Source organism: Microbacterium sp. B35-30, from assembly GCF_010634855.1.
GTDB lineage: Bacteria > Actinomycetota > Actinomycetes > Actinomycetales > Microbacteriaceae > Microbacterium.
The window spans coordinates 36,322-59,171 of the sequence record NZ_MWLQ01000003.1; the positions used below are offsets into that span (position 1 = coordinate 36,322).

The following is a 22,850-nucleotide window of genomic DNA, read 5'->3' on the forward strand; positions in this document are numbered from 1 at the left end:
AACCGGCCACCCCGGCGCAGCGAACCGCGGTCCGGCTCAGCCGCGGGCGCTGCGCCGTTCGCGGTCGGCCGCGCGCAGACGCCGGCGCCGGCGGCGCGGCGGGGTGGGCGTTGCCGTCTGCGCTGCGGTCGGCAGCACGATCGGCTGCGTGACCACCGCGTCGACGACCATCGAGCCGTCGGTCGGACCGATGACCGCGATCGGCGTCGTCGGCGTCATCACCATCGGCGACACGGCCGCCGACGCGAGCTGGCGGTGCGCCACGAGGTAGGCGGGCACGAGCACGACGACAGCGCCGAGCCACGCGAGCGGGTTGCTCGCCGCCACGCCGATGAAGCCGAACATGCTCCCCAGCACGACGGCCGCGCCGACGCGCATGACGAGCTCGATCACACCGGTGACGGTGGGGATGAGGGCGTGGCCGAGTCCCTGCAGCGCACCGCGCAGGACGAAGAGGATGCCGAGGATCCAGTACGTCGCCCCGTTGATCGCGAGCATCTGCGCCGCCATCCCCACGACCTCGCTCGACCCTTCGCCGACGAACAGCTGCACCAGCACCGCACCGAACGCGATGAGCAGTGCCCCGAGCACGATCGCGGCGGCGACCGACATCCAGGTCGCCTGGGTGACGCCACGGCGGATGCGATCGGGCCGCCCGCCGCCGTGGTTCTGCGCGACGAACATCGACACCGCGAGTCCGAGCGACTGCAGCAGCGCGACGGCGAGACCGTCGACGCGGGATGCCGCGGTGTAGGCGGCGACCGCGTCCGCGCCGAGCCCATTCAGTGCGACCTGCACCGACAGCGTCCCGATCGCGATGATCGACGCCTGGAAGCCCATCGGAAGCCCCAGGCGGAGGTGCTCGGCGAGCTCGGCGCGGCGGACACGCCAGTCGGCGCGGCGCACATGGAGCACCGGCATCCGTCGACGGACGAACTCGAGGCACAGCAGCACCGAGATGGCCTGCGAGACGACGGTGGCGAGCGCGGCGCCGCCGACGCCCCAGCCGAGCGGGCCGACCATGAGGATCACCAGGACGACGTTGAGACCGCAGGCCAGCGTGAGGAAGACGAGCGGCGTGCGCGAGTCGCCGATCGCGCGGATGATCGCCGACAGGTAGTTGAAGAACATCATCGCGCCGGCGCCGAGGAAGCTGATCTGGGCGAAGACGACGGCGTCGTCCATGAGTTCGGCGGGCGTCCGCAGCAGCACGAGCAGCGGGCCGGCGAGCAGGGGCGCACCGACCGTGAGCAGCAGCGTGCACGCGCCGGTGAGGATGGTGCCGACCGCGACCGAGCGGCGCACCGCCGCGAAGTCGCGTGCACCGAACGCCTGTGCGGTGGGAATCGCAAACCCCGACGTCAGGCCCCACGCGAACCCCAGCAGCAGGAACAGCATGCTGCCCGTCGCGCCGACCGCGGCCAGCGCGTCGACGCCGAGATGGCGCCCGACGACGATCGCATCGACGAACTGGTACAGCTGCTGCACGACGTTGCCGATGAGCAGGGGGACGGCGAACACGACGATGACGCGCCACGGGCGGCCCGTCGTCAGGGCGGTGGTCATGAAGGCGGCTCTCGAAGGAGAAGGCGAGGAGGGGGACGGATGCCGCGGCAGCGGGTGGAGCGCGAAGGCGAGGGATGCGCGGGTGCGAAGCGACAGTCGCCTAGTGTATCGAATCGATTCGGCCTTTACCTGACGGTGTGCGCTGAATGACACGCCGACCGGGCAAACCGGTGACGAGCACTCCGCCCACGAGCAGGACACCGCCCACGATCTCCGCCGGCGTCGGGATCTGCCCGAGCAGGAGAGCGGCCGACGCCATCGCGACGACCGGCGCGAGCAGCACCCACGGCACGACGGCCGCGGAGCGGTTGCGAGCCAGCAGGCCGTTCCAGATCGAGTAGCCGATGATCGTGCACAGCACCGCGGTGTAGAGCGTCGAGACCAGCGACTGCCAGCCGAAGGCGGTGATCCCGGCGGCGATCGCCTCCGGTCCTTCGACCACGAGCGACAGCGCGAGCGCGGGCACCGGCACGACGAGGGCCGACCATACCGTGAGCGAGAGCGAGCCGAGCCGTCCCGACCCGCTCACCACGCCGGCCCCGCGCGAGATGACGTTGCCGATGCCCCACGAGAACGCCGCGGCGAGTGCCAGTGCCACCGCGAGTGCCGGAGCATCGCCGCCGCGTCCGGTCGCCACGATCGCGAGTCCGACGACGCCGACCGCGACGCCGACGGCCTGCGGGATGGTCGGGCGCTCCCGCAGCACCGAGGCGGCGATGAGGATCGTGAACACCGCCTGCGCCTGCAGCACGAGCGCCGCCAGGCCCGGCTGCAGCCCCAGCGCCATCGACGTGTAGAGCAGGCCGAACTGCCCGAGGCTCATGAAGAGCCCCACGCCGATCACGGTGCGCCAGGAGGTGCGGGGGCGAGGGACCACCACGACGGCGAGCGCGACGACCAGGAAGCGGATCGCGACGAACAGCAGGGGCGGGACCCCGGTCATGCCCCAGTCGATCACGACGAAGTTGAACCCCCAGAAGGATGCCACGGCCGCCGCCAGCACCATGTCGCGTCTGTTCACGCTTCTACCTCAGCGGGTTGGTGGATGAAGAACAAGCGATGCTTTTCTCATGGAACCGTGTAGCTTTGCTTCATGATCGATCTGGAAGCGGTGCTGTCACTGCGCGCGGTGGCCACGCAGGGCAGCGTCGTCGCTGCCGCGACGAGCCTCGGGTACACGCCGTCCGCGGTGTCGCAGCAGGTCAAGCGACTCGAACGCGAGACGGGCATCACTCTGCTCGAGCGCGCCGGGCGCGGGGTCATCCTCACCGAGGCGGGCACACGCCTCGTCGTCGCGTCCACGCCGATCCTCGCCGACCTCGAGCGCCTGCGCGCCGATCTGCAACTCACGGCGGGTGCCGATGACCAGGTCGTGGGTGAGATCAGGCTCGCCGCCTTCTCGACCGTCGTACGCGGCCTCGTCATCCCGGTGCTGAGCGACCTGGCGGTGCGGCATCCCGATCTGGCGCTGCCGCTCCGCGAGAGCGAGCCGTGGGAGTCGATCGCACTCGTCGCGTCAGGCCAGCGCGACCTCGGCATCGTGCATCGCTGGGGCGGCGTCGCCCTGGCGATGCCCGACCATCTCGTCTCGACACCGCTGTTCACCGATGTCGCCGACGTCATCCTGCCGCGCCACCACCCGCTCGCCGGTCGTACCGCCCTGCGCCCGGAAGAGCTCGCGGGCGAGAACTGGGTGGCGACGTTCGAGGCGACGATCTGCCGCCAGTGGCTGCGGCGGCTCTTCGACGGCGTCCCCAACGCACCGCGCATCGTGCACGAGTCGATGGAGTTCCAGAATCACCTGGAACTCGCCCGCGCCGGACGCGCGGTCGCGCTGGTGCCGCGCCTCGGCCGCGGTGACATCGGCCCGGACCTCGTCGCGATCCCGACCGTCGAGCCAGCCTCCACCCGCGACGTCCTCGCGGTGCACCGCCGTTCGCAGGAGGATTCGCCCGCCCTCCGCACCGCGCTGGACGCGTTCGTGGAGCATGCGCGCGTGATGTGATGGTGCGGGGCGACGAGGCGATGACCTGGGACTCAGTCCGAATCGGGAAGGACTCGCATCCCCCGAAGCGGGGCTGAGAGGACCGCCACGAGCGCGGCGATCGCGAAGACGACCATCACGACGACGAGCGTCCACTGATCACCGACGAGACCGACCGCCGCACCGCCCGCGAGCGCGCCGAGGGCCGCCGCGGTCCGGTTGGCCGAGCGGATATTCGCATTCACGCGTCCGAGCAGGGCATCGGGGGTGACCGCCTGTCGGAGGCCCATCTCGTTCGCGTTCTCGACGCCGGCCGCGAGCCCGTGGATCGCGAGCGCTATATAGAGGAGTACCGGCCCCGCCGACAACCACGCCGTCACAGCGACCAGCAGCCACGCGATCGGGTAGGCCGCGCGGGCGACGATGATCGCCGGCCCGGTGCCCAGCCACGACCCGAACCGGGCGGCGAAGGTCGCGCCGAGCAGAGCCGCCGATCCCGAGACGGCCAGCAGCAGCCCGAAGGTGAAGGCGGTGAACCCGAGGGACCGCAGCGCCAGCAGCGAGAGCACCGTGAACGCGATGCCGTTCGCGAAGAACCAGACGTGCGTCGACACCGCGAGCGGGCCGAGCGTCCGGTGCGCGTACGCCCAGCGCAGCCCCTCACGGATCTCGCGGCCGAGATTGCGCTCGAGGCGGCGCTCGCGAGGCTCATCCACGCGGATGCCCGCATTCAGCAGCGCATCGACGAGGTAGCTCCCCGCGTCGACCAGGAGCGCGATCGGCGCGCCGAGCAGGCCGACGAGCCCGCCGCCCAGTGCCGGACCCACCGTCTGGGCTGCGGCATCCGTCTGATCCAGGCGCGCGTTCGCGACCACGAGTCGCGACCGCGGAACGAGCCGGGGCAGGAACGACTGCGTCGCCGCGAACCCGAACACCGAGAACGAGCCGAAGAGCAGCAGGAGCACCACGAGCATCCAGATCTCGAGAGCTCCGGTGAGCCAGAGCACCGGGATCGCACCGAGCGAGAGAGCCCGGCCGATGCTGGACCAGACGAGGATGGGCTTGCGGCGCCAGCGATCCGTGTACGCGCCGGCGATCAGCCCGACGACGGCGTACGGCACGAACTGCGCCGCGTTGACGATGCCCACCTCGAACGGGGTCGCCGCGAGCAGCTGCACCACGAGCACCGGCATCGCGACCGCCGAGACCGCAGTGCCGAACGAGCTGATCGCGGCCGCCGTCCAGTACCGCGCGAACGAGCCGCGCGGCGGGGGCGCGGCGTCAGCGTGGTGCGCGCTCACGACGGTCGTGCCGGGCCTACGCCATCCAGGAAGTGCGACCGAAACGCTCCCAGCGCTCGACGACGCGCGGGGTCTCAGCATCCGAACCAGGCTCGTAGACCGCGCGGCCCTCGATGAACACGCGCTGCACGCGCGAGTCGACGGCGAGCGGATCGCCCGACCACACCACGACGTCGCCGTCGCGCCCGGGCTCGAGCGCGCCGACCCGCTCGTTCAAGCGGAGGATGTCGGCCGGGTTCGTGGTGAGCGCCTCGAGCGCCGTCCCGGCGGCCAAGCCCTCGCGCACCGCAAGGATGGCCTGCAGCCGGAGTTGATCGATCGGGACCACCGGATGGTCCGTGGTGATGGCGACCTTCACGCCCGCCTCGGCGATGAGCGCCAGGTTGCCGATCGCGCGGTCGCGCAGTTCCACCTTCGACCGCGACGTCAGCAGCGGCCCGAAGATCACCGGGACCTGCTTCTCGGCGAGCACGTCGGCGATCTTGTGCGCCTCGGTGCCGTGATTGACGACCAGCGTGTAGCCGAACTCCTCGGCCAGCCGGATGGCCGTGGCGATGTCGTCGTGGCGGTGGCAGTGCTGGTCCCAGAGGAGCTCTCCCGCCAGCACGGCGGCGAGCGTCTCCTTGCCGAGGTCGCGCTCGAACGGCTCGCCCTTGTCGGCGGCCGAGGCGCGCTTGTCGGCGTAGCTGCGGGCGGCGACGAACGCGTCGCGGAGGACGGATGCCACGCCCAGGCGCGTCGACGGCGTCTGCTTCTTCTCGCCGTATACGCGCTTCGGGTTCTCGCCGAGTGCCGACTTGACCGACACGTCGGTGGCGAGGATCTGCTCGTCGACCGTGCGCCCGCCCCACGTCTTGATCGCGACCGTGCGCCCGCCGATGGGGTTGCCGGAGCCAGGCTTGATGACGGCCGTCGTCACGCCGCCGCGAAGCGCATCGCGGAAGCCGACCTCTTCGATGTCGATGCCGTCGAGTGCGCGGAAGCGCGCCCCGTTCGGGTCCGTCATCTCGTTGGTGTCGTTGCCCGACCAGCCCTCGCCGTCCTCGTGCACGCCGAGGTGGCCGTGCGCCTCGACGAATCCGGGAACGACCCAGCTGCCCGAGGCGTCGACCACTTCCGCTCCCTCGGGAACGGCGGTCTCGGGTCCCCCGACGGCCGTGATGACGCCGTCGGTGACGATGACGGTGCCGTTCTGGATGGGGTCGGAGCTGACAGGGACGACGTAGCCGCCGGTCACGGCGAGGATGCGAGCCATGCCCTCCAACCTACGCGGGGCTGCCGGCTCACCCGAGCGGCGGACCCTCCAGCACGGTCGGCACGTACTCGAGCAGCTGGCTGCGCTGATCGAACGTGCGCGCCTCGACGAGGTCGAGTCGCACGTCGGGGTAGCCGTCGAAGATCCGGTCCGCCCCGGTCGCGCCGGTGATGACCGGGAACACGACCACGCGGTAGCGGTCCACCAGGCCGGCCTGGAGGAGCGAGCGACAGAGCGAGACGCTGCCGAGCGTGCGCAGCGGCCGGTCGGACTCCTCCTTCAGGCGCCGCACGAAATCGACCGCGTCCTCGCGGACCAGCACCGAGTTCGCCCAGCCGAGCGGTTCCTCGAGCGTCGACGAGAAGACGTACTTCTGCACGTCGTTGAGCACCTCGGTGCCCTCCTCGCCGCCGGCGGTGAGCTCCGACATCACGCGGTACGTCGTCGCGCCCATGAGGATCGGATGGTCCTGCTCCGGCAGCTGCTCCAGCCAGCCGAGATACTCGGGGCCCTCGAGCCCCCACCATCCCGGCCACCCTTCGGCGGCGCCGTAGCCGTCGAGCGACATGATGAAGTCGACCGTCAAGATCTGCATGCGAGCCTCCTGCGCGTTCCGTCGCCCGCGCGATCGCGCGGGCGTCACTTCTCGGGTGGATGCCTCGGGCACGAGGGTAATCGCGGGTCAGGCCCGACGGAACCCCGGTAGTGCACGGTTGCGATGAACAACACCGGTGCGAGTACCGTGGCGCCAGGCCGGCGAGGAGGAGGCATCCATGTCATTCGTCGATCCGGAAGCGCCCGTGCCCTCGGGACTGCGGACGAGCGAGTTCGTGCTGCGGCCGATCACGGCCGACGACGCCGAGCGCGATCACGCCGCCGTGATGGAGACTCGCGACGACCTGCGGTTGTGGGAGCAGTCGACGTGGCCGGCCGACGACTTCACCGTCGACGACAACCGGGGCGACCTGATCGACCTCGCGCAGCGCCACGAGGCACACCGGGCGTTCACCTACGCCGTTCTCGACCCGGCGGGAGATCAGAGCCTCGGGTGCGTGTACCTCTTCCCGACGACGGCGGCGTTCCTCGCGAGGTCGGCGGTGACTTCCGTCGGCGACGCGGATTGGGCGGCGGTCGACGCGGTGACGTACTTCTGGGTGCGCGGGTCCCGCATCGGGACCGGCATGGATGCCCGCCTGCTCGCGGCACTGCGCACCTGGTTCGCCGAGGAGTGGCGATTCCAGCGGCCGGTGTTCGTGACGAACGAGCAGTTCTCGCAGCAGGCGGCGCTGCTCGACGGCACCGATCTGCGGCTGCAGTTCGAGCTGCGCGAGCCCGACAAGCCCGGCACCTACCTCGTCTACGGCTGACTACCGAACCTCGACGATCAGAGGATCGTGGTCAGCGTCCCGCCGTCCGCGCGGAGCGCCGCGCCGTTCGTCGCCGAGGAGCGAGGGCTTGCCAGGTAGGCCACGAGGTCGGCGATCTCGCGGGGCTCGATGAACCGCTCCAGCAGGGATGTCCGATTCCCCCCGGCGATGGCGCTCTTGAGGTCCTCGGGTGCCATGTCCTGCGCCGCGGCGATCTGCGCCACAGCTTGCGCGACGCCGTCCGAGTACGTGGGTCCGCCGAGGACGGTGTTCACCGTGACACCGGTGCCCCGCGTGAGCTTGGCGAGCCCGTTTCCCAGCGCGAGCATGGCGGCCTTGGTGACGCCGTAGTGGGTCATGTCGGCGGGGACGTTGACGCCCGACTCGCTGGCGACGAAGACGACGCGGCCCCACCCGGCCTCAAGCATGCGTCCGAGCAGCTGCCGCGACAGCCGGACGCCGCTCATCACGTTGACGTCGAAGTAGCGGTGCCACTCGTCGTCGGTGATGTCGCCGAAGTCCTTCACCTCGAACACCCCGACGTTGTTGACGAGGATGTCGACGTCCCCGAGCGAACCCAGCAGACCCCCCACCTGCTCCGGGTCTGCGAAGTCGGCCGCGATGCCGGTGACGTCGGCGCCCGGGACCGTTGCGCGCAACCGCTCCACCGCGGAGTCGACGCGACCCTGGCTGCGCCCGTTGACGATCACCGTTGCGCCCTCACGCAGGAGCGTCTCCGCGATCGCGTAGCCGATCCCCTGCGTCGACCCGCTGACGAAGGCGCGCCTGCCTGCCAGATCCAATTCCATGATGTCCCTTCTCACTCCCCGGCACGAGGATCAATTCACTTGCTCAGTCAAGTCATTGTACTCTGATTTAAGTTTCCTGGGTAAGTGAATCTAACCTTGACGGCTACAGTGTGAGGCATGACGCGAACCGATGCGCCCGCTGCGTTGACGCCAGAAGAGCTCGACACCTGGGCCGGACTGGCGACGGTTCTCGAGTGGCTGCCAGCCGCCCTCGATGCTCAGCTGCAGCGCGACGCGCAGCTGACCCACTTCGAGTACGGCGTGCTGTACGCACTCGCCGATGCTCCCGGCAGAACCCTGCGCATGAGCGTCCTCTCCGGCTATGCGAACAGCTCGCTCTCACGGTTGTCGCGTGCTGCGACGCGACTGGAGTCCAAGGGGTGGATGCGCCGCCGGCCCGACCCAGCGGATGGCCGATACACGTTGGCGATCCTCACCGAGCTCGGTCAGCAGAAGGTCGACGAGGCGGCACCTGGACATGCCGAGCTGGTGCGCGGCCTGGTGTTCGATCGCCTGACGAGTGCGCAACAGCGGCAGCTACGCGAGATCTCGCGTCGCATCACGGGCGCGATCCGGTCTGAGGAAGGCTGGGCGCCCCCCGCGAACACGCCTTCCACCTAGGGGCGCGTCCGCGATGCGCCACGCGCGTCGGAACCTCGACATGCAGGACCACGCTGCTCGCCGACGACATCCGCGCTTCTTCGACGGCCTTCCCTGACGCGGTCCACATCTGAAGGTGATTACCGTCTGGGCATGGACCTCCCAGTCGCCTCCCCCACGGGCCGCCACAGCGACCGCCGCCCCCGACTCCCGGTCATCCGATGTCCCCACTACATGGCAATGTCGACAGCATGGAGCGGTTTGCAGCATCTCCGGCTGAGTGCGCGGGCTCATCCTCACGCTGGGGGATCGTCGGTGTACCGTCGAGCGCCGCAGCACACTGGGCCGGGATCGAAAAGGCGCCAGCCGCGCTGCGAGCGGCCGGACTCGTGGACGCCCTGTCCAACGGATCCGTCGCGGTCAAGGACTTCGGTGACCAGCAGGTCGCCCATTGGGCCACCCACCGAACGGGCGACGGGGCGAACAACGTCGAGGCTGTACGCGCGGTGCTCGATGAGACACGTCAGCGCATCGTCGATGTGCTGACGGACGGTCTTCGCCCGTTCGTCATCGGCGGGGAGTGCACGCTGGCGGTCGCGATGGTGAGTGCGTTCGCCGAATGCGGCCGCGACGTAGGGGTCGTATACGTCGACGGCGGGCAGGACCTGATGACCCCCGTCGACAACCGCGACGAACCCATCCTCGACGGCATGGGTGTCGCGCATATGCTCGACCTTCCCGGCACAGAGGACGTCATTTCCGGCATCGGCCCGCGGCGGCCTCTCTTGCGGGACTCGGACATCGTCTTCCTCGGGTACGCCGACGAGGAGGAGGACATCCACGACGTTGTGCACAGTGGGCGCATCCCGTCGTCGCTCGTCAGCGCAGATCCGGAAGCAGCCGCGTTCCGTGCGCTGGCGGCGCTCAGCGCAGCCAGCATTGTCATCCACATCGATGTCGACGTGCTCGACTTCCTGCAGGTCCCAGCCGCCGACGTCCCGACCTACGGACGAGGACTCTCCATCGAAGACCTCTCCGCCACTCTCCGGATCCTCTTCAGCGACCCGCGCTGTGCCGGTGCGCTTCTTGTGGAGTACAACCCCGATCACGACCGGCTGGGACGCGCTGCAGCACAACTTGTCGAGATGATACGGGCCACCGCAAGCGGCTGACCGAGTTCATGAGGGAATGCTATCCCGGCCCCAGTAACTGATCCATGGAGGGAGTGAGGCGCATACCGGGTCAGCTGGCGTCGATGTGTCGCCCGCCGCGCCGAGCGGTGGAGGCCCGGCTCATCTCACTCGCGAAACGGACATCCTCGCGGCCCCGGTGGTCCTGGGCTACGCGAACATCTGGCGCAGCACGTCGAGGTCGCCGACGTCGAGTGCCCGCGCGATCACCTCGGCCTCAGCCGGGTCGGGGAACAGGCCGGACAGCTCGTTCGCGAAGATGCCGCGCATCCGGTCCAGGTCACCTGCGTGGGCCGCCGCGCTCATCGCCTCGACGGCGAGCTGGTATGGAATCTGCTGGTATCCGTCGGGCGTGGTCACTGGGTTGTAGTACGGCACCCACGGGATCGAACTGTCCGGGTGGAGCAGCAGCACCTCGCCGGGCTGGATCGTGCGCGTGTGGTTGAGGGTCGCGAGCGTCAGCGCGTTGGCGATGCAGAACCGGTCCCCGATCGCGTACAGCGCGTCGCCCGGCGCGACCGTGTACGTGTTGATCCGGCCCTCGTCGTCGAGGCCCACGGTGCCCGCCGCGAACTCGCGCTCCCCACGATCGGTCAGGTCGCCGTTCAGATGCGCGCTCGTCTGCCCCATGTGGAGCCAGATCGGGTTCTCGCAGCCCTCGGGCGTGTTCTTCGGGATCGCGGTGCCGTTCCCGACATACACGTAGCCGTCGCCCAGCTCATCGATCATCTTCGTGCCGATCGGGTCCTCTTCCGCGGACGCCGGCTCCTCGGTCGGCCCCTCGGTCGCGTCCTCAGTCGGCTGGAAGATCGCCCAGGACGACATCTCGGCGTAGGCACCCGATACGGTCGGCACGGCGAGGGCGACGAGGCCGCCGACGACGAGGACGGCGACGCCCGTGGTGATCTTGGCGGCGAGGTTCATGTGTCAGAACCTAATGGGACTGGGCGTCCCGAGGCCATGGTCGCGCCCGGATCAGACATGCCTCCGGACGACGACGTAGCGGTCGTGGTCCTCGGCGGGTGCGAAGCCGCGCGTATCGAACATCGAACGGGGACCGCAGAACGCCCCGGAATCGTCGCCGGATTCCACTCGGCGCGGGTATCCCTCGACGTATCGCGCGCCGCGCGCTTCGCCGTCGGCGATGACGCGATCCAGGAGCGCGGCTGACACGCCGTGGCGCCGGTAGGGCGGGGCGATGATGAAGCAGGAGACGCCCACCACGGTGTCGGGGGCCGGCCCATCCGGATCGACGCCGTCGTACTTCGCGTACGTCGACCGGCGCGACGCATTGACCCAGCCCGCCGGGCTGCCGTCGACGTACGCGAGGTACCCGAGCGTCGCTCCCGCCCGCAGCCGTTCGACCATCTCTGCCCGCACATCACGCCATGGTCGCTCGGGAACGTCCCCGGTATGGGGATGCAGGCAGTAGCAGGATCCCCAGTCGGGATTGTCGGGAAACGCGTCGCGGTCGAAGAACCGCAGCCAGTCGTCGATGCGCTCCTCTGTGACGGCATGCACCTCTATCGAGCCGATCGAGGCAAGTCGCTCGACCGGGCCGTCCTCGCGTGCCGAGGCATCCGCGAAGTTGCGCGCCCACAGCTGCACCTCTTCGTCGGGGTAGGGAACGTCGTGCGCCCCGCGTACGTGTGCGACGAACTGTTCGACGAGCGGCTCGACTTCGGCGCCCTCGAATCGCGCGTCCTTCTCGAAGCACTCGATCCACATGCCTAGGAGTGAACCACGATTTCTGATCCGTGCCTCAAGCGGAATCCGACACCGCGCCTCAGGCAGTTGGCTGACGGATGCCGCGACGCCAGACGTCGCGAATGTTCAGCGTGTCGCTGATCGTCGTCATCGGGTCGCCGTCTACCAGCAGCAGGTCGGCGCGCTGGCCCACCGCGATGGATCCCCGATCCGTGAGGCCGAAACGACGAGCGGTCACCGCCGTGGCAGCGCTCAGCGCCCCGGTCGGCGTCACGCCCGCATCGACGAAGTACTGCAGCTCCTGGTGCACGCTGGCGCCGTGCGCGAGACCGCCGAGGAAGGGCAGCGGCTGCGAGACATCTGTGCCGACGAGCAGGTCGACGCCGGCCGCCTCGAGGGCGCGCACGGTGGCCAGGACGTCGTCGAGCCGACCCTGCGGATAGTGGTTGAAGCTGCTCCGCAGCGTCGAGTCCCATTCCGGTGAGAGCTTCGCGGCGACGCGTGGGTCGTCTGCGAGCGCCGATCCGGTGATGCCCATCATCGAGGCGTCGAGCACCACGCAGGCTACGACGAAAGCACCGGACTGCGCGATGGCGTCGATGATCCGGGACGTGTGCGGTCGGTCCATGAAGAGGTGGGCCAGGCCGTCGATGCCGGCGTCGATGCTCATCTGCGTGGCTTCGATGGTGAGCGCGTGCGCCACCGTCAGCATGCCGAGGCGTTGGGCTTCGGCGACACCCGCGTTCAGCGTTTCCTGGTCGAGCATGGGGAGGCCCGGGTGTCCCTCGACGGACCCATCGTCGACCATGAACTTGATGTAGTCCGAGCCGGCGTCAGCGAGCTGGCCGACCACGTCGACCGCTTCCTGCGGGGTGGTGACCTTCGCGCGCACGATCGGGTCGACACGCTCGGGGCCGGCAGCGCGGCCGCCGGGGCCGCCGCGGCCCCCGCCGCGCTCGGGGTGGAAGTCCTTGGGGAACAGCTCCTCGGGGTGCCCTCCGGGAGGAGTGAGCCCGAATCCGGCGGAACGCACATCGGCGAGGTTGTCGTCCTGCGTGATGTGGTCACGGTCGCGGGCGGTGTTCGCACCCTGCATCTCGAGCTCCGTCGTCACACCGAACTGCAACGCCATCCGAAGGCCGGCGGTATCGGTGTGGACGTGCGCGTCGATGAGACCGGGCAGCAGCGTCGCACCGGGAGCTTCGATCAGCTGTGCGTCCGCGGGAGCCTGATCGCCGATGGACTCGATCAGCCCGTCACAGATCACCACGGTCTTGCGCCCGAGGTTCTTGGTGCCGTCGAACACCCTACCGGCCACAATTGCTGTGCGCATACGACTTTCCGTTCCCTGCGGGAGCGCCACCAAGCGGACGCTCATTTACGTGTAAAATACCACATATGTGCAAGACGCACGCAAATTGAGGAGCAGAGATGAATGATCGCGAACAGCCTCCGCGGACCACCTCGAGCGACGACGATCTGCTCGAGAACGTCGGGACAGCGTTCTCGAGACTGCGGCGCCGCGCGAGCAGCGTCCCCCTCGACATGCAGGTCGCGCGAACCGACGTGCGCCGCGATCTTCTGCTCGCGATGGTGGAAGAGGCCGACGGAGTGCTGAGTGTCAACGCGCTGGCTGCCGCACTCGGGATGGAGCGCACCTCGGTCAGTCGTCTCGCGGCATCCTGCGTGAGCGAAGGCCTCGTCGAACGCGTGGCCTCCCAGACCGACGGGCGCAGCATCACACTCCGCCTGACGTCGCAAGGACGTGAGGTGCTTGCCGACGCGAGACACCAGCAACGCCGAGCGTTCGAATACATCACCCGCCAGTGGGACGACGACGAGCGGCTTGAGTTCGCCAGGCTTCTGCATAAGTACGTGGCCAGCGCGAGCCGCGAAGCATCCGAATGAGCCCTCGCTGCTCGCCATCGCTCAGCGCAGAAGCGGGGTCAGCAGTTCGGTGATCGCCAGCTCGGTCTGCTCCGAGGACAGGTCGCCGTCGAATCGCAGGATGCGCCAGGTGGTCGCATCGCAGATGGACACGATCTGGGCGAGCCGCCTCTGTCGAGATGCATCGTCGGGCTGGGGTGGAAGATATTCCGAGAAGGCGCGGCGGCACCAATCGAGGTGATACGCCCTCCCGCGCGCGACGATCTCCGGCAGCCCCGGCACGAGTGAGGCCTCGGAGTAGGTCTTCAGGATCAGCAGCCCGTATTCGTCGTAGTGCTCCACCAGCGCGCGGATCGTCTCGAGGGAACTGGACCGCAAGGCCGCCTCGCGCTTCGCCGCAATGCGTCCCAGTTCACGTTCGACAGTTGTGGTCATCAGCACCGGTTTGCTGCCAAGACGTCGGATCACGGTCTGCGAGGTCACACCGGCGTCTGCGGCGACGTCGTCGAGCCTGATCCGCTCGTACGGAGTGGTGCGCAGGCGGTCCAGCATGCAATCGATAATCCGCTGACCTGTCGCCTCCGCGGCGTCCGCGCGGGCCGACATCCGGTACTTGCGCTCTTTCATGTTAGTCATGGTAACGTGAAATTATGAGGACCTCTTCAGAACGCGCCGAGCGCGTCGACACCCGCCTCGGCTCTCTCGCCGTTCGTCGCGTCGGCACGGGCGACATGACCGTGTTCTGGTCATCGATGTTCGTCGACAGCCACACCTGGGACAGCGCGTTGCCGCTGCTGCTGGCCGGCGCTCCCGAGCGGGAGTTCGTCCTCATCGACCCGCCAGGGCTGGGACTCAGCGAACCGCTTTCGCGGCGCAGCAGCATCGCCGAAGCTGCGGATGCCGCGCGAGACGCCCTGGCCGGGCTTGGAGCCACCAGCCCTGTCGACTGGGTGGGCAACGCGTTCGGCGGGCACGTCGGCTACCAGCTCGCGACCGACCCTTCCACCATCCGTAGTTTCGTTGCGATCAGCGCGCCCACCGAGCCGGTACCTGCTCACCTCCGGCGCAAGATCGCCGTTCTGCATCCGGTCCTGCGCCTCATGGGAGCAGTCGGACCGGTGCGCGCGGCAGTGATCTCGGCGATGCTGACGGATGCCTCGGCCGCGACTCCCGGCATCCGTGACGTGGTCGTCGACAGCCTCAACCGACCCACGCGCGCCAGCATGAGCCACGCGCTGCGCTCGTTCATCATCGATCGAACCGACGTGACCGATCGCCTCTCGGGCATCGGCGTGCCCAGTCTGTTCATCGCATCCGATGACCGGGGGGACTGGAGCCCGGAGGATGCTCAACGCGCGGCGGCATCCTCGCCGCACGCCACATCGGTCACGATCGCCGGGGCGCGCACACTCGTTCCGCTCGAGCAGCCCCGCGCAGTCGCTCAGGCGATCCTCGCATTCTGGGCAGCCAACGAGTGAGAAGGACCCCGGCTCTCCGACATCCCGGCGTAACGCGGACACGACCGTCGCACCCGGCGGATCAGGGGGTCGACTTCACCTGGGTCGCGGAGTCGTCCGTGTCGAGCACGTTCGCGAGAACCTCAGGCTGTTTCGACACCGCGCGGCGCCGATGTCGGGCGGGCGTCGAGAGCGCGCAGACGAGCGCTTCGGTGAGTCGCAACCAGTTGGCGTGCGTCGCCGTGAGGACCGAGAAGCCAGCCGTCTGCAGACAGGCCTCGACCGCTTCGCGGTGGCTCGGGTGCACCAGTCAGGATCTACCGCAGCCTTCGTTCGTGGTCACACCGATCTCACTCGGTGAGGTCGTGAAATGGTAACGTCCGCATCCCTTCGTCCTGGGCTAAGCCTGCACCGCACTGAAGAATTCGCGTGCCGTCGCCAACTGGGCGAGTGCCATCACGCCGGCCACGGCGACGTAGATCAGCCCGATCGTGTCGACGCCGTAGGCGATCGTGACCGCGGTCGCCAGCACTACCAGCCAGATCGAGGCCCACGCCCAGCGCTGTCTGACGCGGTAGGCGAAGAACAGGACCAGCAGCGCCAACGCGTTGACGACCGCGTAGGCGATGAACATCCGGCCCTCGTCTGCTGACGTGGCCACCAGGAAGATCGCGACCAGGTGATTGAGCAGCATCCCAGTGTTCAGCACGATCAGCACGATCCAGCCGGCCTTTGCCAGTCCAGTTCTCATGCCACGACTGTAGGACCGCGTGTCACACCGGCGAAAGACGCGACGAGCGCCAGGTGTGATGTCCAGGCCGCGGGCCGACCGGCGGGATGCTCAACCGCTCGAGTCGACCCCCTTCGATGCCGGCGAATGCAGGCGAACGAAAGGCGTTCTTCAGGACAGGAACTGACCGGAAGCCTTCGTACTGTCGTGGTCATGGAGACGCAGAGCACCGAAGTCCGACCCTTCCGCATCGACATCCCGCAGTCCGCCTTGGACGACCTGAACGACCGGTTGGCAAGGACCCGTTGGCCCGATGAGCTTCCTGGTGTCGGGTGGGGCTATGGAGCTCCCTCGAGCTACCTGCGGGAGTTGGCGGAGTACTGGCGGACGGCGTACGACTGGCGCCGGCATGAGGCGGAGCTCAACGAGTTCCCCCAGTTCACCACCACGATCGACGGGCAGAGCATCCACTTCCTGCACGTGCGCTCGGCAGAGCCGGACGCCTTGCCGTTGATTCTGACTCATGGGTGGCCGGGGTCGATCGTGGAGTTCATCGACGTCATCGGGCCCCTCACCGATCCGCGTGCCCACGGCGGTGACCCGGCTGACGCGTTCCATGTCGTCATCCCGTCGCTGCCGGGATTCGGGTTCTCAGGACCGACGCACGAGACCGGCTGGGACATGGCACGAATCGCTCGCGCCTGGGCCGAGCTCATGCACCGACTCGGATACGAACGATACGGCGCCCAGGGCACCGACTCCGGATCGGTGATCTCGCCCCTGCTCGGGCGATCCGACGCCGAACGGGTGATCGGCGTGCATGTCAACGGCGCTCTCGGGTTCCCGTCGGGCGATCCGGAGGAGTTCTCGCGCATGACGGAGGCAGAACAGGCCCGCCTCGGCGCCCTGCAGCAGCAAATGGAGGAGGGCGCCGGCTACGCGATCCTCCAGTCCACGAGGCCGCAGACGATCGGTGTCGGGCTCTCGGACTCGCCCGCGGCGCAACTGGCATGGATCGTGGAGCGGTTCAAGGAGTGGACCGATCCTTCGGCTGCATCGCTCGAGGATGCCGTCGACCGCGATGCGCTGCTCACCAACGTCAGCGTGTATTGGCTCACGGGCACCGCCACCTCATCGGCACGCCTCTACCGCGAGGGAAGGGCGAACTGGGGGCAGCCGACAGCGCGGTCGGAAGTACCCTCGGGCGTCGCGGTGTTCCCGGGCGACTTCGGCATCCGAACGATCGCCGAGCGCGACGACAACGTCGTGCACTGGTCTGAGTTCGACCGCGGCGGCCACTTCCCCGCCATGGAGATCCCCGAGCTCCTGGTCGGCGACGTTCGAACCTTCTTCCGCCCGCTGCGGTGACGCGTGGCCACGCCGGGTGCGATGACGAGTGTCGAGCAAGCGCGACTATTCGATCTGGTGACGCTCACCCCTGCCGCGGCGGGTGAGGTGATGACACAGCGGCAGGGGTGCGCGACCGAAGCGCAGATCTACGGCGACCCAAGCCGATCCCACGCGCCGACCATAGACACAGCAGCGGCAATCGTCTGCGCGCCGTGCTTGAGGCTGAGGGCGATCCTAAACGTCGTCGAGTCTCAAGCGGATCTCGCTCTCGTCCGGTATTGGGTCGATGTCCAACCTGGTGCTCGCGTCCCGATGCGCGATGAGCCATCGGGCGCCAATGCGTCGATACTTGTCGCGGTAGGTGCCCCCGGTTCTCACCCAACGGCCGCTGTGCAAGCGCACGTAGGTGGCCACATCGCATTCGCCGCGGGCCTCGTCGCCATCGATCCAGACCGTGTGGTTCGTGGTCCAGTGAACGTACTGCGCGAACGTGCGCCACTGAGCTTGAACCACACTCGCGATCGCCTCGAGGCCTTCGTATCGCACGTCTTCGCTCATCTGCCATACCGCGGTGGGCGCCCACACGGCGAGGAACCGGTCGAGATCGCGCCTATCTGCACCATGGCAGTACTCAGAAGCCAGTCTCTGGATCGCAAGCTCGCTCTCGATTCGGTCCAGACGATCCTCGATATCGGTCACCACCACACTCTTTCACGCACCCCGATGCCGACCGATGAGAGATCGAGCAAGAACGGGCAATGTCCAGGTGGACAACGCGTGGACATTTCGCTTGCGAAATGTACAGCTCGTGCGGAACCTACAGTTACCCGAAGTCGCCCGGGGCCATGTCCGTGAAGCGCGAGAAGTGGCCCTGGAAGGCGACGGTGATCGTGTCGGTCGGGCCGTTGCGGTGCTTGGCGACGATGAGGTCGGCCTCGCCGGCGCGCGGGGAGTCCTTCTCGTAGGCGGCCTCGCGATGCAGGAGCACGACCATGTCGGCGTCCTGCTCGATCGAGCCCGACTCACGAAGGTCGGACAGGGCGGGCTTCTTGTCGGCGCGCTGCTCGGCACCACGGTTCAGCTGCGAGAGGGCGATGACCGGAACAGCGAGCTCCTTGGCGAGAAGCTTGAGGGCTCGCGAGAACTCCGAGACCTCCTGCTGGCGCGACTCGACGCGCTTGCCCGACGTCATGAGCTGCAGGTAGTCGATGACGACGAGCTTCAGGCCCGCGCGCTGCTTGAGCCGCCGGCACTTCGCCCGGATCTCGACGAGCGTCATGTTGGGACTGTCGTCGATGTACAGCGGCGCGTCGTTGATGCGGCCGCGGGTCGCGGCGACGGTCGTCCAGTCGCGCGAGTCGAGCGTGCCCTTGCGCATCGACTGCAGCGGGATGGCACCCTCGGCGCTCAGCAGGCGCATCGCGATCTCACTGCGCCCCATCTCGAGCGAGAAGAAGATCGTGGGCATGTCGTGCTTGACCGCGGCCGAACGGGCGAAGTCGAGCGCGAGCGTCGACTTACCCATGGCGGGTCGCGCCGCGATGATGATCATCTGGCCGGGGTGCAGGCCGTTGGTCAGGGAGTCGAGACCAGAGAAGCCGGTCGGGATGCCGGTCATCTGGCCGTCGCGACCGCGCGCGGCCTCGATCTCTTCCACCGCGGCATCCACCGCGATGGTGAGCGGCACGTAGTCCTCGGCCGCTTCGGCACCCGTCACCGAGTAGATCTCTGCCTGTGCGTTGTTCACGAGGTCGAGCGCCTCGCCCTGACCCGAGTACCCCATCTGCACGATGCGGGTGCCGGCATCGACGAGGCGGCGCAGCAGCGCCCGCTCCGACACGATCGAGGCGTAGTACCCGGCGTTGGCCGCGGTCGGCACGATCGAGGTCAGCGTGTGCAGGTAGTCGGCACCGCCGGCGCGCTGCAGCTCGCCCGTCTTGATGAGCTCGTCGGTGACGGCGACGACGTCGGTCGGCTCGCCGTGCGAGTAGAGGGTGAGGATCGCCTCGAAGATCAGCTCGTGCTTGGGCACGTAGAAGTCGGCGCCCCGGAGCGTCTCGATGACGTCGGCGACGGCATCCTTCGACAGCAGCATGCCGCCGAGCGCACTCTGCTCGGCGAGCTGGTCGTGCGGGGGAGTGCGCTCGAAGTCACGGTGCTCACCACGGGGACCCCCCATGCGCTCATCGGAGATGTCGGCGATCGACATAGGCTGCGAGTCCTCCCTATCGTTCGTTCACATCGTCCGAGTTGTCACGGCGCGGGCCGGTGCGGCTCGCCGGCACGCGTGAGCGTGCACGAGCTGATTGCGGGATGCCGCAGCATCCCGCTCCCCGCCGAACCCCCGTGTGCGATCCCCCTGCCACCGTCACGCCGCTGTGTCCAGCACGGAGACGCGCGCCACGAGTGGGCCGCACCCCACGCTAAGGACGGCCTCCGACACCCGCAACACGACCTGTGGATAACTCTGTGGAGAGACTGCGTGAAACGCCGACACGCCTGTGAACAACCTCTGTGGAGAACTCGCTGCTTTTCTAGCACGGTCTTGTCAGAAACCACTCCTGACCAGCCCTTGCGAATTCCACAGCCTGTGGAGGGGGATGTGATTGAAGTCAGGGTTGAAGGTTTGGGCTGAACTTCGTTCCCTGTGCACAATTCCGGGGACACAGACACACCGTGCGCGCGCGAGGAGTCGTGATCGGATTCGCGCTCAGAGGGTCTGGACAGACCGCTGACCCAGCCGGTATCGTCACAGGTCCAGGCACCCTCACGCACGATCCGTTCGGAACGTGCGGCTCTTTCGTCGTGGGAGGTGAACGTGGAGATCGCAACCTCGCAGCTGCCGAGGATCGTGCGGCTGGCCCTCATCGGGGTCGGAACCGCGTTCGCCTGGATCGTCGTCTCGCTGCTCCTCGGCCTCGGCCACGGGCAGGCGCACGCCGACGAGCCCGATGACGGAGGACTGCTCGGGGGTGCCCTGGGTGCCGTGACCTCGCTGGTCGACACGACCGCGACGACCGTCACCACCACCGTCTCGACCGCGACGACGGGCGTCACCGGCGTCGTCAACGACGTCGTCGCCATCGCTCCGGAGCCCGTCCAGCAGCCGGTGAGCCAGGTCGTCCAGACCGTCGGCACCGTCGTCACCAGCGTGACGCAGCCGGTCTCGAATGTCGTCTCCGGCGGGGTCGTGGGCAACGTGACGCAGCCCGTGGTCGACCTCGTGACCGAGGTTCCGATCGTCGGCGGCATCGTCACCGGCATCGGTCTCGACGATGCCGTGACCGACCTCGGCGGCACGGTCGACGAGACGCTGGGCGGCATCGTCGGCGCCGTCGACGAGACCGGCGCGACGGTCGGATCACCGCCCGCCGGCGGCCCCGGCGCAGTGCCGGCTCTTCCCGGAGCTCCCGCGATTCCCGGCCTCCCCGCACTCCCCGGCCTGACGACGGAAGCCGACGCCTCGGCGGCGGATGGCACGCTCGCTGCGCTGACGGATGCCGCAGCCACCCTCTTCTCGACGACCGCCGGCTCGATCGGCGCGTGGGCCGCGGCATCCGTGTCCCACGCCTCGGCCGTCGTCACCGTCGTCGCCTCGTCCGCCGCGCTGGCCGTGAGCGGACCCCTCGGCTCTGCAGGCGGACTCTGCCTGCCGACATCTTCCGCGGGATCCGGTGGTGCGGGTCCCGGCGTCTGGGCGCTTGCCGCCTTCCTCCCGCTTGCCGCACACCGTGCCTGGGTGCGACGAGCAGGTCCGGAAGACGAGCACGCGCCGCCGGCGCCCGTCGGCTCCACCGACGTCTCCCCCGACTGATCGGCTCCCGGCCGCCTTCGCTCATCCGAGTCCAGGCGGCAGAGCAGCAGCGCGCCCTCACGCGCTGAGCAGCGCCTCCCGCGTTCTCCAGAACGCCTGCGCTGCGAACCGATCAATCCACAAAGGGGAACACCATGCGTACTTTCTACAAGCGCGCCCTCTGGGGCACGCTCCTCGCCGGCGGCATCACGCTGCTCGGCGCGACGGTCGCCAACGCGGCCGAGACGACCGGTGACGACGGGCTGCTCTCGGGCACCCAGGCGATCATCGACGTCAACCTTCCGATCGACATCAGCGGCACCTCGCTCTCTGTGCTGGGCGACTCGTCCAGCACCGGTGCCACCACGGCGGCGCCCGCGCCGGCTCCGGCTCCGGCTCCGGTCGAGGCGACGACGAGCGGCTCCGACGGCATCGGCTCGGGCACGCAGGGCCTCGTGTCGGTGAACGTGCCGATCACGGTGTCGGGCAACGCGATCTCGGTCGTCGGCGACAGTTCGTCGACGGATGCCGCGACCACGGCACCGGCGACGGCACCGGCGACCGCCGAGACCTCGGGCGAGGACGGCCTGCTCTCGGGACTCCAGGGGATCGTCTCGATCGCCGCTCCGGTCACGGTCTCGGGCAACGCGATCTCGGTCGTCGGCGACAGCACGACCGAGGGCGCCACGACGACGCCCGCCGGCTCGGGCGGCGCTGCCGGCGCCGATGCCTGGACGAACGGCGAGGACTCGATCCTCGGCGGCACCCAGGTCGTCGCACCCGTCACCGCCCCGGTCACCGTCGGCGGCAACGCGATCTCCGTCATCGGAGACAGCGCGTCGACGGATGCCACCACCACCACCGGCACGGGTACGCCGTCGGCCGGCGCGCTGGGCACCACGGACGGCGAGGACTCGATCCTCGGCGGCACCCAGGTGCTCGCACCGATCACCGCCCCGATCACCGCGGTCGGCAACGCGATCTCCGTGATCGGAGACAGCACGTCGACGGATGCCGCCACCACGGCACCCGCGACGGGAACGACCGGCGGCGCCGCCAGCGGCATCACCGACGGCACGGACTCGATCCTCGGCGGCACGCAGGTGCTCGCGCCCATCGCGGTTCCGGTCACGGTGGTCGGCAACGCCATCTCGGGGATCGGCGACAGCACCTCCACCGGTGCGGTCGCGGCTCCGGGCACCGGCACGGGCGGCACCACCGCGACCACCGGCGGCCCGGGCTCGATCCTCGGCGGCACGCAGATCCTGGCGCCGATCGCGCTTCCCATCACCATCGGCGGCAACGCCGTCTCGGTGATCGGCGACAGCGTGACCACCGGCCCGGCGGTGCCGACCGATCCGACCGATCCGACCGATCCGACGGACCCGACCGATCCGACCGATCCCACGGACCCGACCGACCCGACGACCCCGACCGACCCCACGGACCCGACGGACCCGACGACTCCCGTCAACCCGGGGACCGGCGGGACCTCCGGTGACGGCTCGGCCACGGTCACGGGCGCGGCGGCCTCGGCCGGAGCGGCCACCCAGCTCGCCACGACAGGAGGAGCGGGCGCGATGCCGTTCCTGCTGCTCGGGCTCTCGCTGCTCGCAGCGGGCGCCATCGCGCGCGTGTCGCGGCGACGCTCCGCGTGAGTCGACGGGGCAAGTCGACGTTCCCCAGGCGCCCCTCGCCCCGACTCCCGTGAGAGCACCGCGGGAGGGCCGTCCCCAGCGGCCCTCCCGCCCTTGAACCGCCCCCGACCGTGATCGCCGGATCTTGCCTGGACCGGTGCCCGCGATCGGGGGTGCCTCACCCATCTCCTCCCGCACCGTCCGGCCATGCCTGGAC

23 protein-coding genes are annotated in these 22,850 nt (G+C 69.0%); 9 read left to right on the plus strand and 14 right to left on the minus strand.

Going from position 1 to position 22,850, the window contains the following annotated elements:
• Nucleotides 1–36: 36 nt before the first annotated feature.
• Together B2K11_RS01580 and B2K11_RS01585 are read right to left on the minus strand one after the other, a co-directional pair.
• Nucleotides 37–1,566, minus strand: a complete 1,530-nt coding sequence (locus B2K11_RS01580) for an MATE family efflux transporter (protein WP_163616177.1) — start codon at nucleotides 1,564–1,566, stop codon at nucleotides 37–39.
• Nucleotides 1,567–1,666: 100 nt separating this feature from the next.
• The gene (locus B2K11_RS01585) at nucleotides 1,667–2,587 is read right to left on the minus strand and encodes an EamA family transporter (protein ID WP_163616180.1); all 921 of its coding nucleotides are present in this window, start codon (nucleotides 2,585–2,587) and stop codon (nucleotides 1,667–1,669) included.
• Between the two features lie 72 nt (nucleotides 2,588–2,659).
• Here B2K11_RS01585 and B2K11_RS01590 point away from each other — a divergent pair, with 72 nt between their 5' ends.
• On the plus strand, nucleotides 2,660–3,571 hold the full coding sequence (locus tag B2K11_RS01590) for a LysR family transcriptional regulator (protein WP_163616182.1): 912 nt from the start codon (nucleotides 2,660–2,662) through the stop codon (nucleotides 3,569–3,571).
• Between the two features lie 32 nt (nucleotides 3,572–3,603).
• Here B2K11_RS01590 and B2K11_RS01595 read toward each other — a convergent pair whose 3' ends face one another.
• Genes B2K11_RS01595 through B2K11_RS01605 form a run of 3 tightly spaced genes read right to left on the minus strand, consistent with a single transcriptional unit; the run spans nucleotide 3,604 to nucleotide 6,701 of the window.
• Nucleotides 3,604–4,851: an MFS transporter gene (locus tag B2K11_RS01595; RefSeq protein WP_239525584.1), complete on the minus strand. Its 1,248-nt coding sequence runs from the start codon at nucleotides 4,849–4,851 to the stop codon at nucleotides 3,604–3,606.
• A 16-nt stretch (nucleotides 4,852–4,867) separates the two neighbouring features.
• Nucleotides 4,868–6,106, minus strand: coding sequence for an amidohydrolase (locus B2K11_RS01600; protein ID WP_163616186.1), 1,239 nt, complete (start codon nucleotides 6,104–6,106; stop codon nucleotides 4,868–4,870).
• 28 nt (nucleotides 6,107–6,134) lie between these two features.
• Nucleotides 6,135–6,701, minus strand: a complete 567-nt coding sequence (locus tag B2K11_RS01605; RefSeq protein WP_163616188.1) for a dihydrofolate reductase family protein — start codon at nucleotides 6,699–6,701, stop codon at nucleotides 6,135–6,137.
• A gap of 178 nt (nucleotides 6,702–6,879) precedes the next feature.
• Between B2K11_RS01605 and B2K11_RS01610 the strand changes: the two genes are divergently transcribed.
• Nucleotides 6,880–7,473, plus strand: a complete 594-nt coding sequence (locus B2K11_RS01610; RefSeq protein ID WP_163616190.1) for an N-acetyltransferase — start codon at nucleotides 6,880–6,882, stop codon at nucleotides 7,471–7,473.
• A gap of 17 nt (nucleotides 7,474–7,490) precedes the next feature.
• Here B2K11_RS01610 and B2K11_RS01615 read toward each other — a convergent pair whose 3' ends face one another.
• Nucleotides 7,491–8,282 carry an SDR family oxidoreductase gene (locus B2K11_RS01615; RefSeq protein WP_163616192.1) on the minus strand — a complete coding sequence of 264 codons (792 nt, stop codon included), beginning with the start codon at nucleotides 8,280–8,282 and terminating at the stop codon, nucleotides 7,491–7,493.
• Nucleotides 8,283–8,399: 117 nt separating this feature from the next.
• Between B2K11_RS01615 and B2K11_RS01620 the strand changes: the two genes are divergently transcribed.
• Entirely contained in the window at nucleotides 8,400–8,903 is a 504-nt protein-coding gene (locus tag B2K11_RS01620; protein ID WP_163616193.1) for a MarR family transcriptional regulator, read from the plus strand.
• 230 nt (nucleotides 8,904–9,133) lie between these two features.
• Complete coding sequence (locus tag B2K11_RS01625; RefSeq protein WP_163616195.1) at nucleotides 9,134–10,054, plus strand: arginase family protein; 921 nt, start codon at nucleotides 9,134–9,136, stop codon at nucleotides 10,052–10,054.
• Nucleotides 10,055–10,222: 168 nt separating this feature from the next.
• Here the strand turns inward: B2K11_RS01625 and B2K11_RS01630 are convergent, their stop codons facing one another.
• From B2K11_RS01630 to B2K11_RS01640, 3 genes are read right to left on the minus strand one after another with little or no spacing between them, the layout of a single operon-like run.
• Nucleotides 10,223–10,996, minus strand: coding sequence for a LysM domain-containing protein (locus B2K11_RS01630; RefSeq protein ID WP_163616197.1), 774 nt, complete (start codon nucleotides 10,994–10,996; stop codon nucleotides 10,223–10,225).
• Nucleotides 10,997–11,047: 51 nt separating this feature from the next.
• A complete protein-coding gene (locus B2K11_RS01635) occupies nucleotides 11,048–11,800 on the minus strand; it encodes a GNAT family N-acetyltransferase (RefSeq protein WP_163616199.1) in 753 nt (250 codons plus the stop codon).
• A gap of 58 nt (nucleotides 11,801–11,858) precedes the next feature.
• Complete coding sequence (locus B2K11_RS01640) at nucleotides 11,859–13,112, minus strand: amidohydrolase family protein (RefSeq protein WP_163616201.1); 1,254 nt, start codon at nucleotides 13,110–13,112, stop codon at nucleotides 11,859–11,861.
• A gap of 212 nt (nucleotides 13,113–13,324) precedes the next feature.
• Between B2K11_RS01640 and B2K11_RS01645 the strand changes: the two genes are divergently transcribed.
• Entirely contained in the window at nucleotides 13,325–13,687 is a 363-nt protein-coding gene (locus tag B2K11_RS01645; protein ID WP_163616203.1) for a MarR family transcriptional regulator, read from the plus strand.
• Nucleotides 13,688–13,708: 21 nt separating this feature from the next.
• On the opposite strand, the gene B2K11_RS01650 is transcribed toward B2K11_RS01645, so the two are convergent.
• Nucleotides 13,709–14,293 carry a TetR/AcrR family transcriptional regulator gene (locus B2K11_RS01650; protein WP_163616205.1) on the minus strand — a complete coding sequence of 195 codons (585 nt, stop codon included), beginning with the start codon at nucleotides 14,291–14,293 and terminating at the stop codon, nucleotides 13,709–13,711.
• Nucleotides 14,294–14,316: 23 nt separating this feature from the next.
• On the opposite strand from B2K11_RS01650, the gene B2K11_RS01655 reads away from it, so the two are divergent.
• Complete coding sequence (locus B2K11_RS01655; protein WP_163616207.1) at nucleotides 14,317–15,144, plus strand: alpha/beta hydrolase; 828 nt, start codon at nucleotides 14,317–14,319, stop codon at nucleotides 15,142–15,144.
• 61 nt (nucleotides 15,145–15,205) lie between these two features.
• Here the strand turns inward: B2K11_RS01655 and B2K11_RS20565 are convergent, their stop codons facing one another.
• Both B2K11_RS20565 and B2K11_RS01665 read right to left on the minus strand, forming a co-directional pair.
• Nucleotides 15,206–15,430, minus strand: a complete 225-nt coding sequence (locus B2K11_RS20565; protein WP_239525585.1) for a hypothetical protein — start codon at nucleotides 15,428–15,430, stop codon at nucleotides 15,206–15,208.
• Nucleotides 15,431–15,523: 93 nt separating this feature from the next.
• Nucleotides 15,524–15,874: a hypothetical protein gene (locus B2K11_RS01665; protein WP_163616209.1), complete on the minus strand. Its 351-nt coding sequence runs from the start codon at nucleotides 15,872–15,874 to the stop codon at nucleotides 15,524–15,526.
• A 192-nt stretch (nucleotides 15,875–16,066) separates the two neighbouring features.
• Between B2K11_RS01665 and B2K11_RS01670 the strand changes: the two genes are divergently transcribed.
• On the plus strand, nucleotides 16,067–17,221 hold the full coding sequence (locus B2K11_RS01670) for an epoxide hydrolase family protein (protein WP_163616210.1): 1,155 nt from the start codon (nucleotides 16,067–16,069) through the stop codon (nucleotides 17,219–17,221).
• Nucleotides 17,222–17,437: 216 nt separating this feature from the next.
• On the opposite strand, the gene B2K11_RS01675 is transcribed toward B2K11_RS01670, so the two are convergent.
• Nucleotides 17,438–17,902, minus strand: a complete 465-nt coding sequence (locus tag B2K11_RS01675; RefSeq protein ID WP_163616212.1) for a nuclear transport factor 2 family protein — start codon at nucleotides 17,900–17,902, stop codon at nucleotides 17,438–17,440.
• Between the two features lie 124 nt (nucleotides 17,903–18,026).
• Nucleotides 18,027–19,412: a replicative DNA helicase gene (dnaB, locus tag B2K11_RS01680; protein ID WP_163616214.1), complete on the minus strand. Its 1,386-nt coding sequence runs from the start codon at nucleotides 19,410–19,412 to the stop codon at nucleotides 18,027–18,029.
• 609 nt (nucleotides 19,413–20,021) lie between these two features.
• On the opposite strand from dnaB, the gene B2K11_RS01685 reads away from it, so the two are divergent.
• Together B2K11_RS01685 and B2K11_RS01690 are read left to right on the plus strand one after the other, a co-directional pair.
• Complete coding sequence (locus B2K11_RS01685) at nucleotides 20,022–21,017, plus strand: hypothetical protein (protein ID WP_239525587.1); 996 nt, start codon at nucleotides 20,022–20,024, stop codon at nucleotides 21,015–21,017.
• A 134-nt stretch (nucleotides 21,018–21,151) separates the two neighbouring features.
• A complete protein-coding gene (locus B2K11_RS01690; protein WP_163616215.1) occupies nucleotides 21,152–22,654 on the plus strand; it encodes an LPXTG cell wall anchor domain-containing protein in 1,503 nt (500 codons plus the stop codon).
• Nucleotides 22,655–22,850: the final 196 nt, after the last annotated feature.

Coding starts and splice junctions, on each gene's coding strand:
- B2K11_RS01580 (WP_163616177.1), bottom strand. CDS start 1,566: ATGACCACCGCCCTGACGACGGGCCGCCCGTGGCGCGTCATCGTCGTG.
- B2K11_RS01590 (WP_163616182.1), top strand. CDS start 2,660: ATGATCGATCTGGAAGCGGTGCTGTCACTGCGCGCGGTGGCCACGCAG.
- B2K11_RS01600 (WP_163616186.1), bottom strand. CDS start 6,106: ATGGCTCGCATCCTCGCCGTGACCGGCGGCTACGTCGTCCCTGTCAGC.
- B2K11_RS01605 (WP_163616188.1), bottom strand. CDS start 6,701: ATGCAGATCTTGACGGTCGACTTCATCATGTCGCTCGACGGCTACGGC.
- B2K11_RS01610 (WP_163616190.1), top strand. CDS start 6,880: ATGTCATTCGTCGATCCGGAAGCGCCCGTGCCCTCGGGACTGCGGACG.
- B2K11_RS01615 (WP_163616192.1), bottom strand. CDS start 8,282: ATGGAATTGGATCTGGCAGGCAGGCGCGCCTTCGTCAGCGGGTCGACG.
- B2K11_RS01620 (WP_163616193.1), top strand. CDS start 8,400: ATGACGCGAACCGATGCGCCCGCTGCGTTGACGCCAGAAGAGCTCGAC.
- B2K11_RS01625 (WP_163616195.1), top strand. CDS start 9,134: ATGGAGCGGTTTGCAGCATCTCCGGCTGAGTGCGCGGGCTCATCCTCA.
- B2K11_RS01630 (WP_163616197.1), bottom strand. CDS start 10,996: ATGAACCTCGCCGCCAAGATCACCACGGGCGTCGCCGTCCTCGTCGTC.
- B2K11_RS01635 (WP_163616199.1), bottom strand. CDS start 11,800: ATGTGGATCGAGTGCTTCGAGAAGGACGCGCGATTCGAGGGCGCCGAA.
- B2K11_RS01640 (WP_163616201.1), bottom strand. CDS start 13,112: ATGCGCACAGCAATTGTGGCCGGTAGGGTGTTCGACGGCACCAAGAAC.
- B2K11_RS01645 (WP_163616203.1), top strand. CDS start 13,325: ATGCAGGTCGCGCGAACCGACGTGCGCCGCGATCTTCTGCTCGCGATG.
- B2K11_RS01650 (WP_163616205.1), bottom strand. CDS start 14,293: ATGAAAGAGCGCAAGTACCGGATGTCGGCCCGCGCGGACGCCGCGGAG.
- B2K11_RS01655 (WP_163616207.1), top strand. CDS start 14,317: ATGAGGACCTCTTCAGAACGCGCCGAGCGCGTCGACACCCGCCTCGGC.
- B2K11_RS01665 (WP_163616209.1), bottom strand. CDS start 15,874: ATGAGAACTGGACTGGCAAAGGCCGGCTGGATCGTGCTGATCGTGCTG.
- B2K11_RS01670 (WP_163616210.1), top strand. CDS start 16,067: ATGGAGACGCAGAGCACCGAAGTCCGACCCTTCCGCATCGACATCCCG.
- dnaB (WP_163616214.1), bottom strand. CDS start 19,412: ATGTCGATCGCCGACATCTCCGATGAGCGCATGGGGGGTCCCCGTGGT.
- B2K11_RS01690 (WP_163616215.1), top strand. CDS start 21,152: ATGCGTACTTTCTACAAGCGCGCCCTCTGGGGCACGCTCCTCGCCGGC.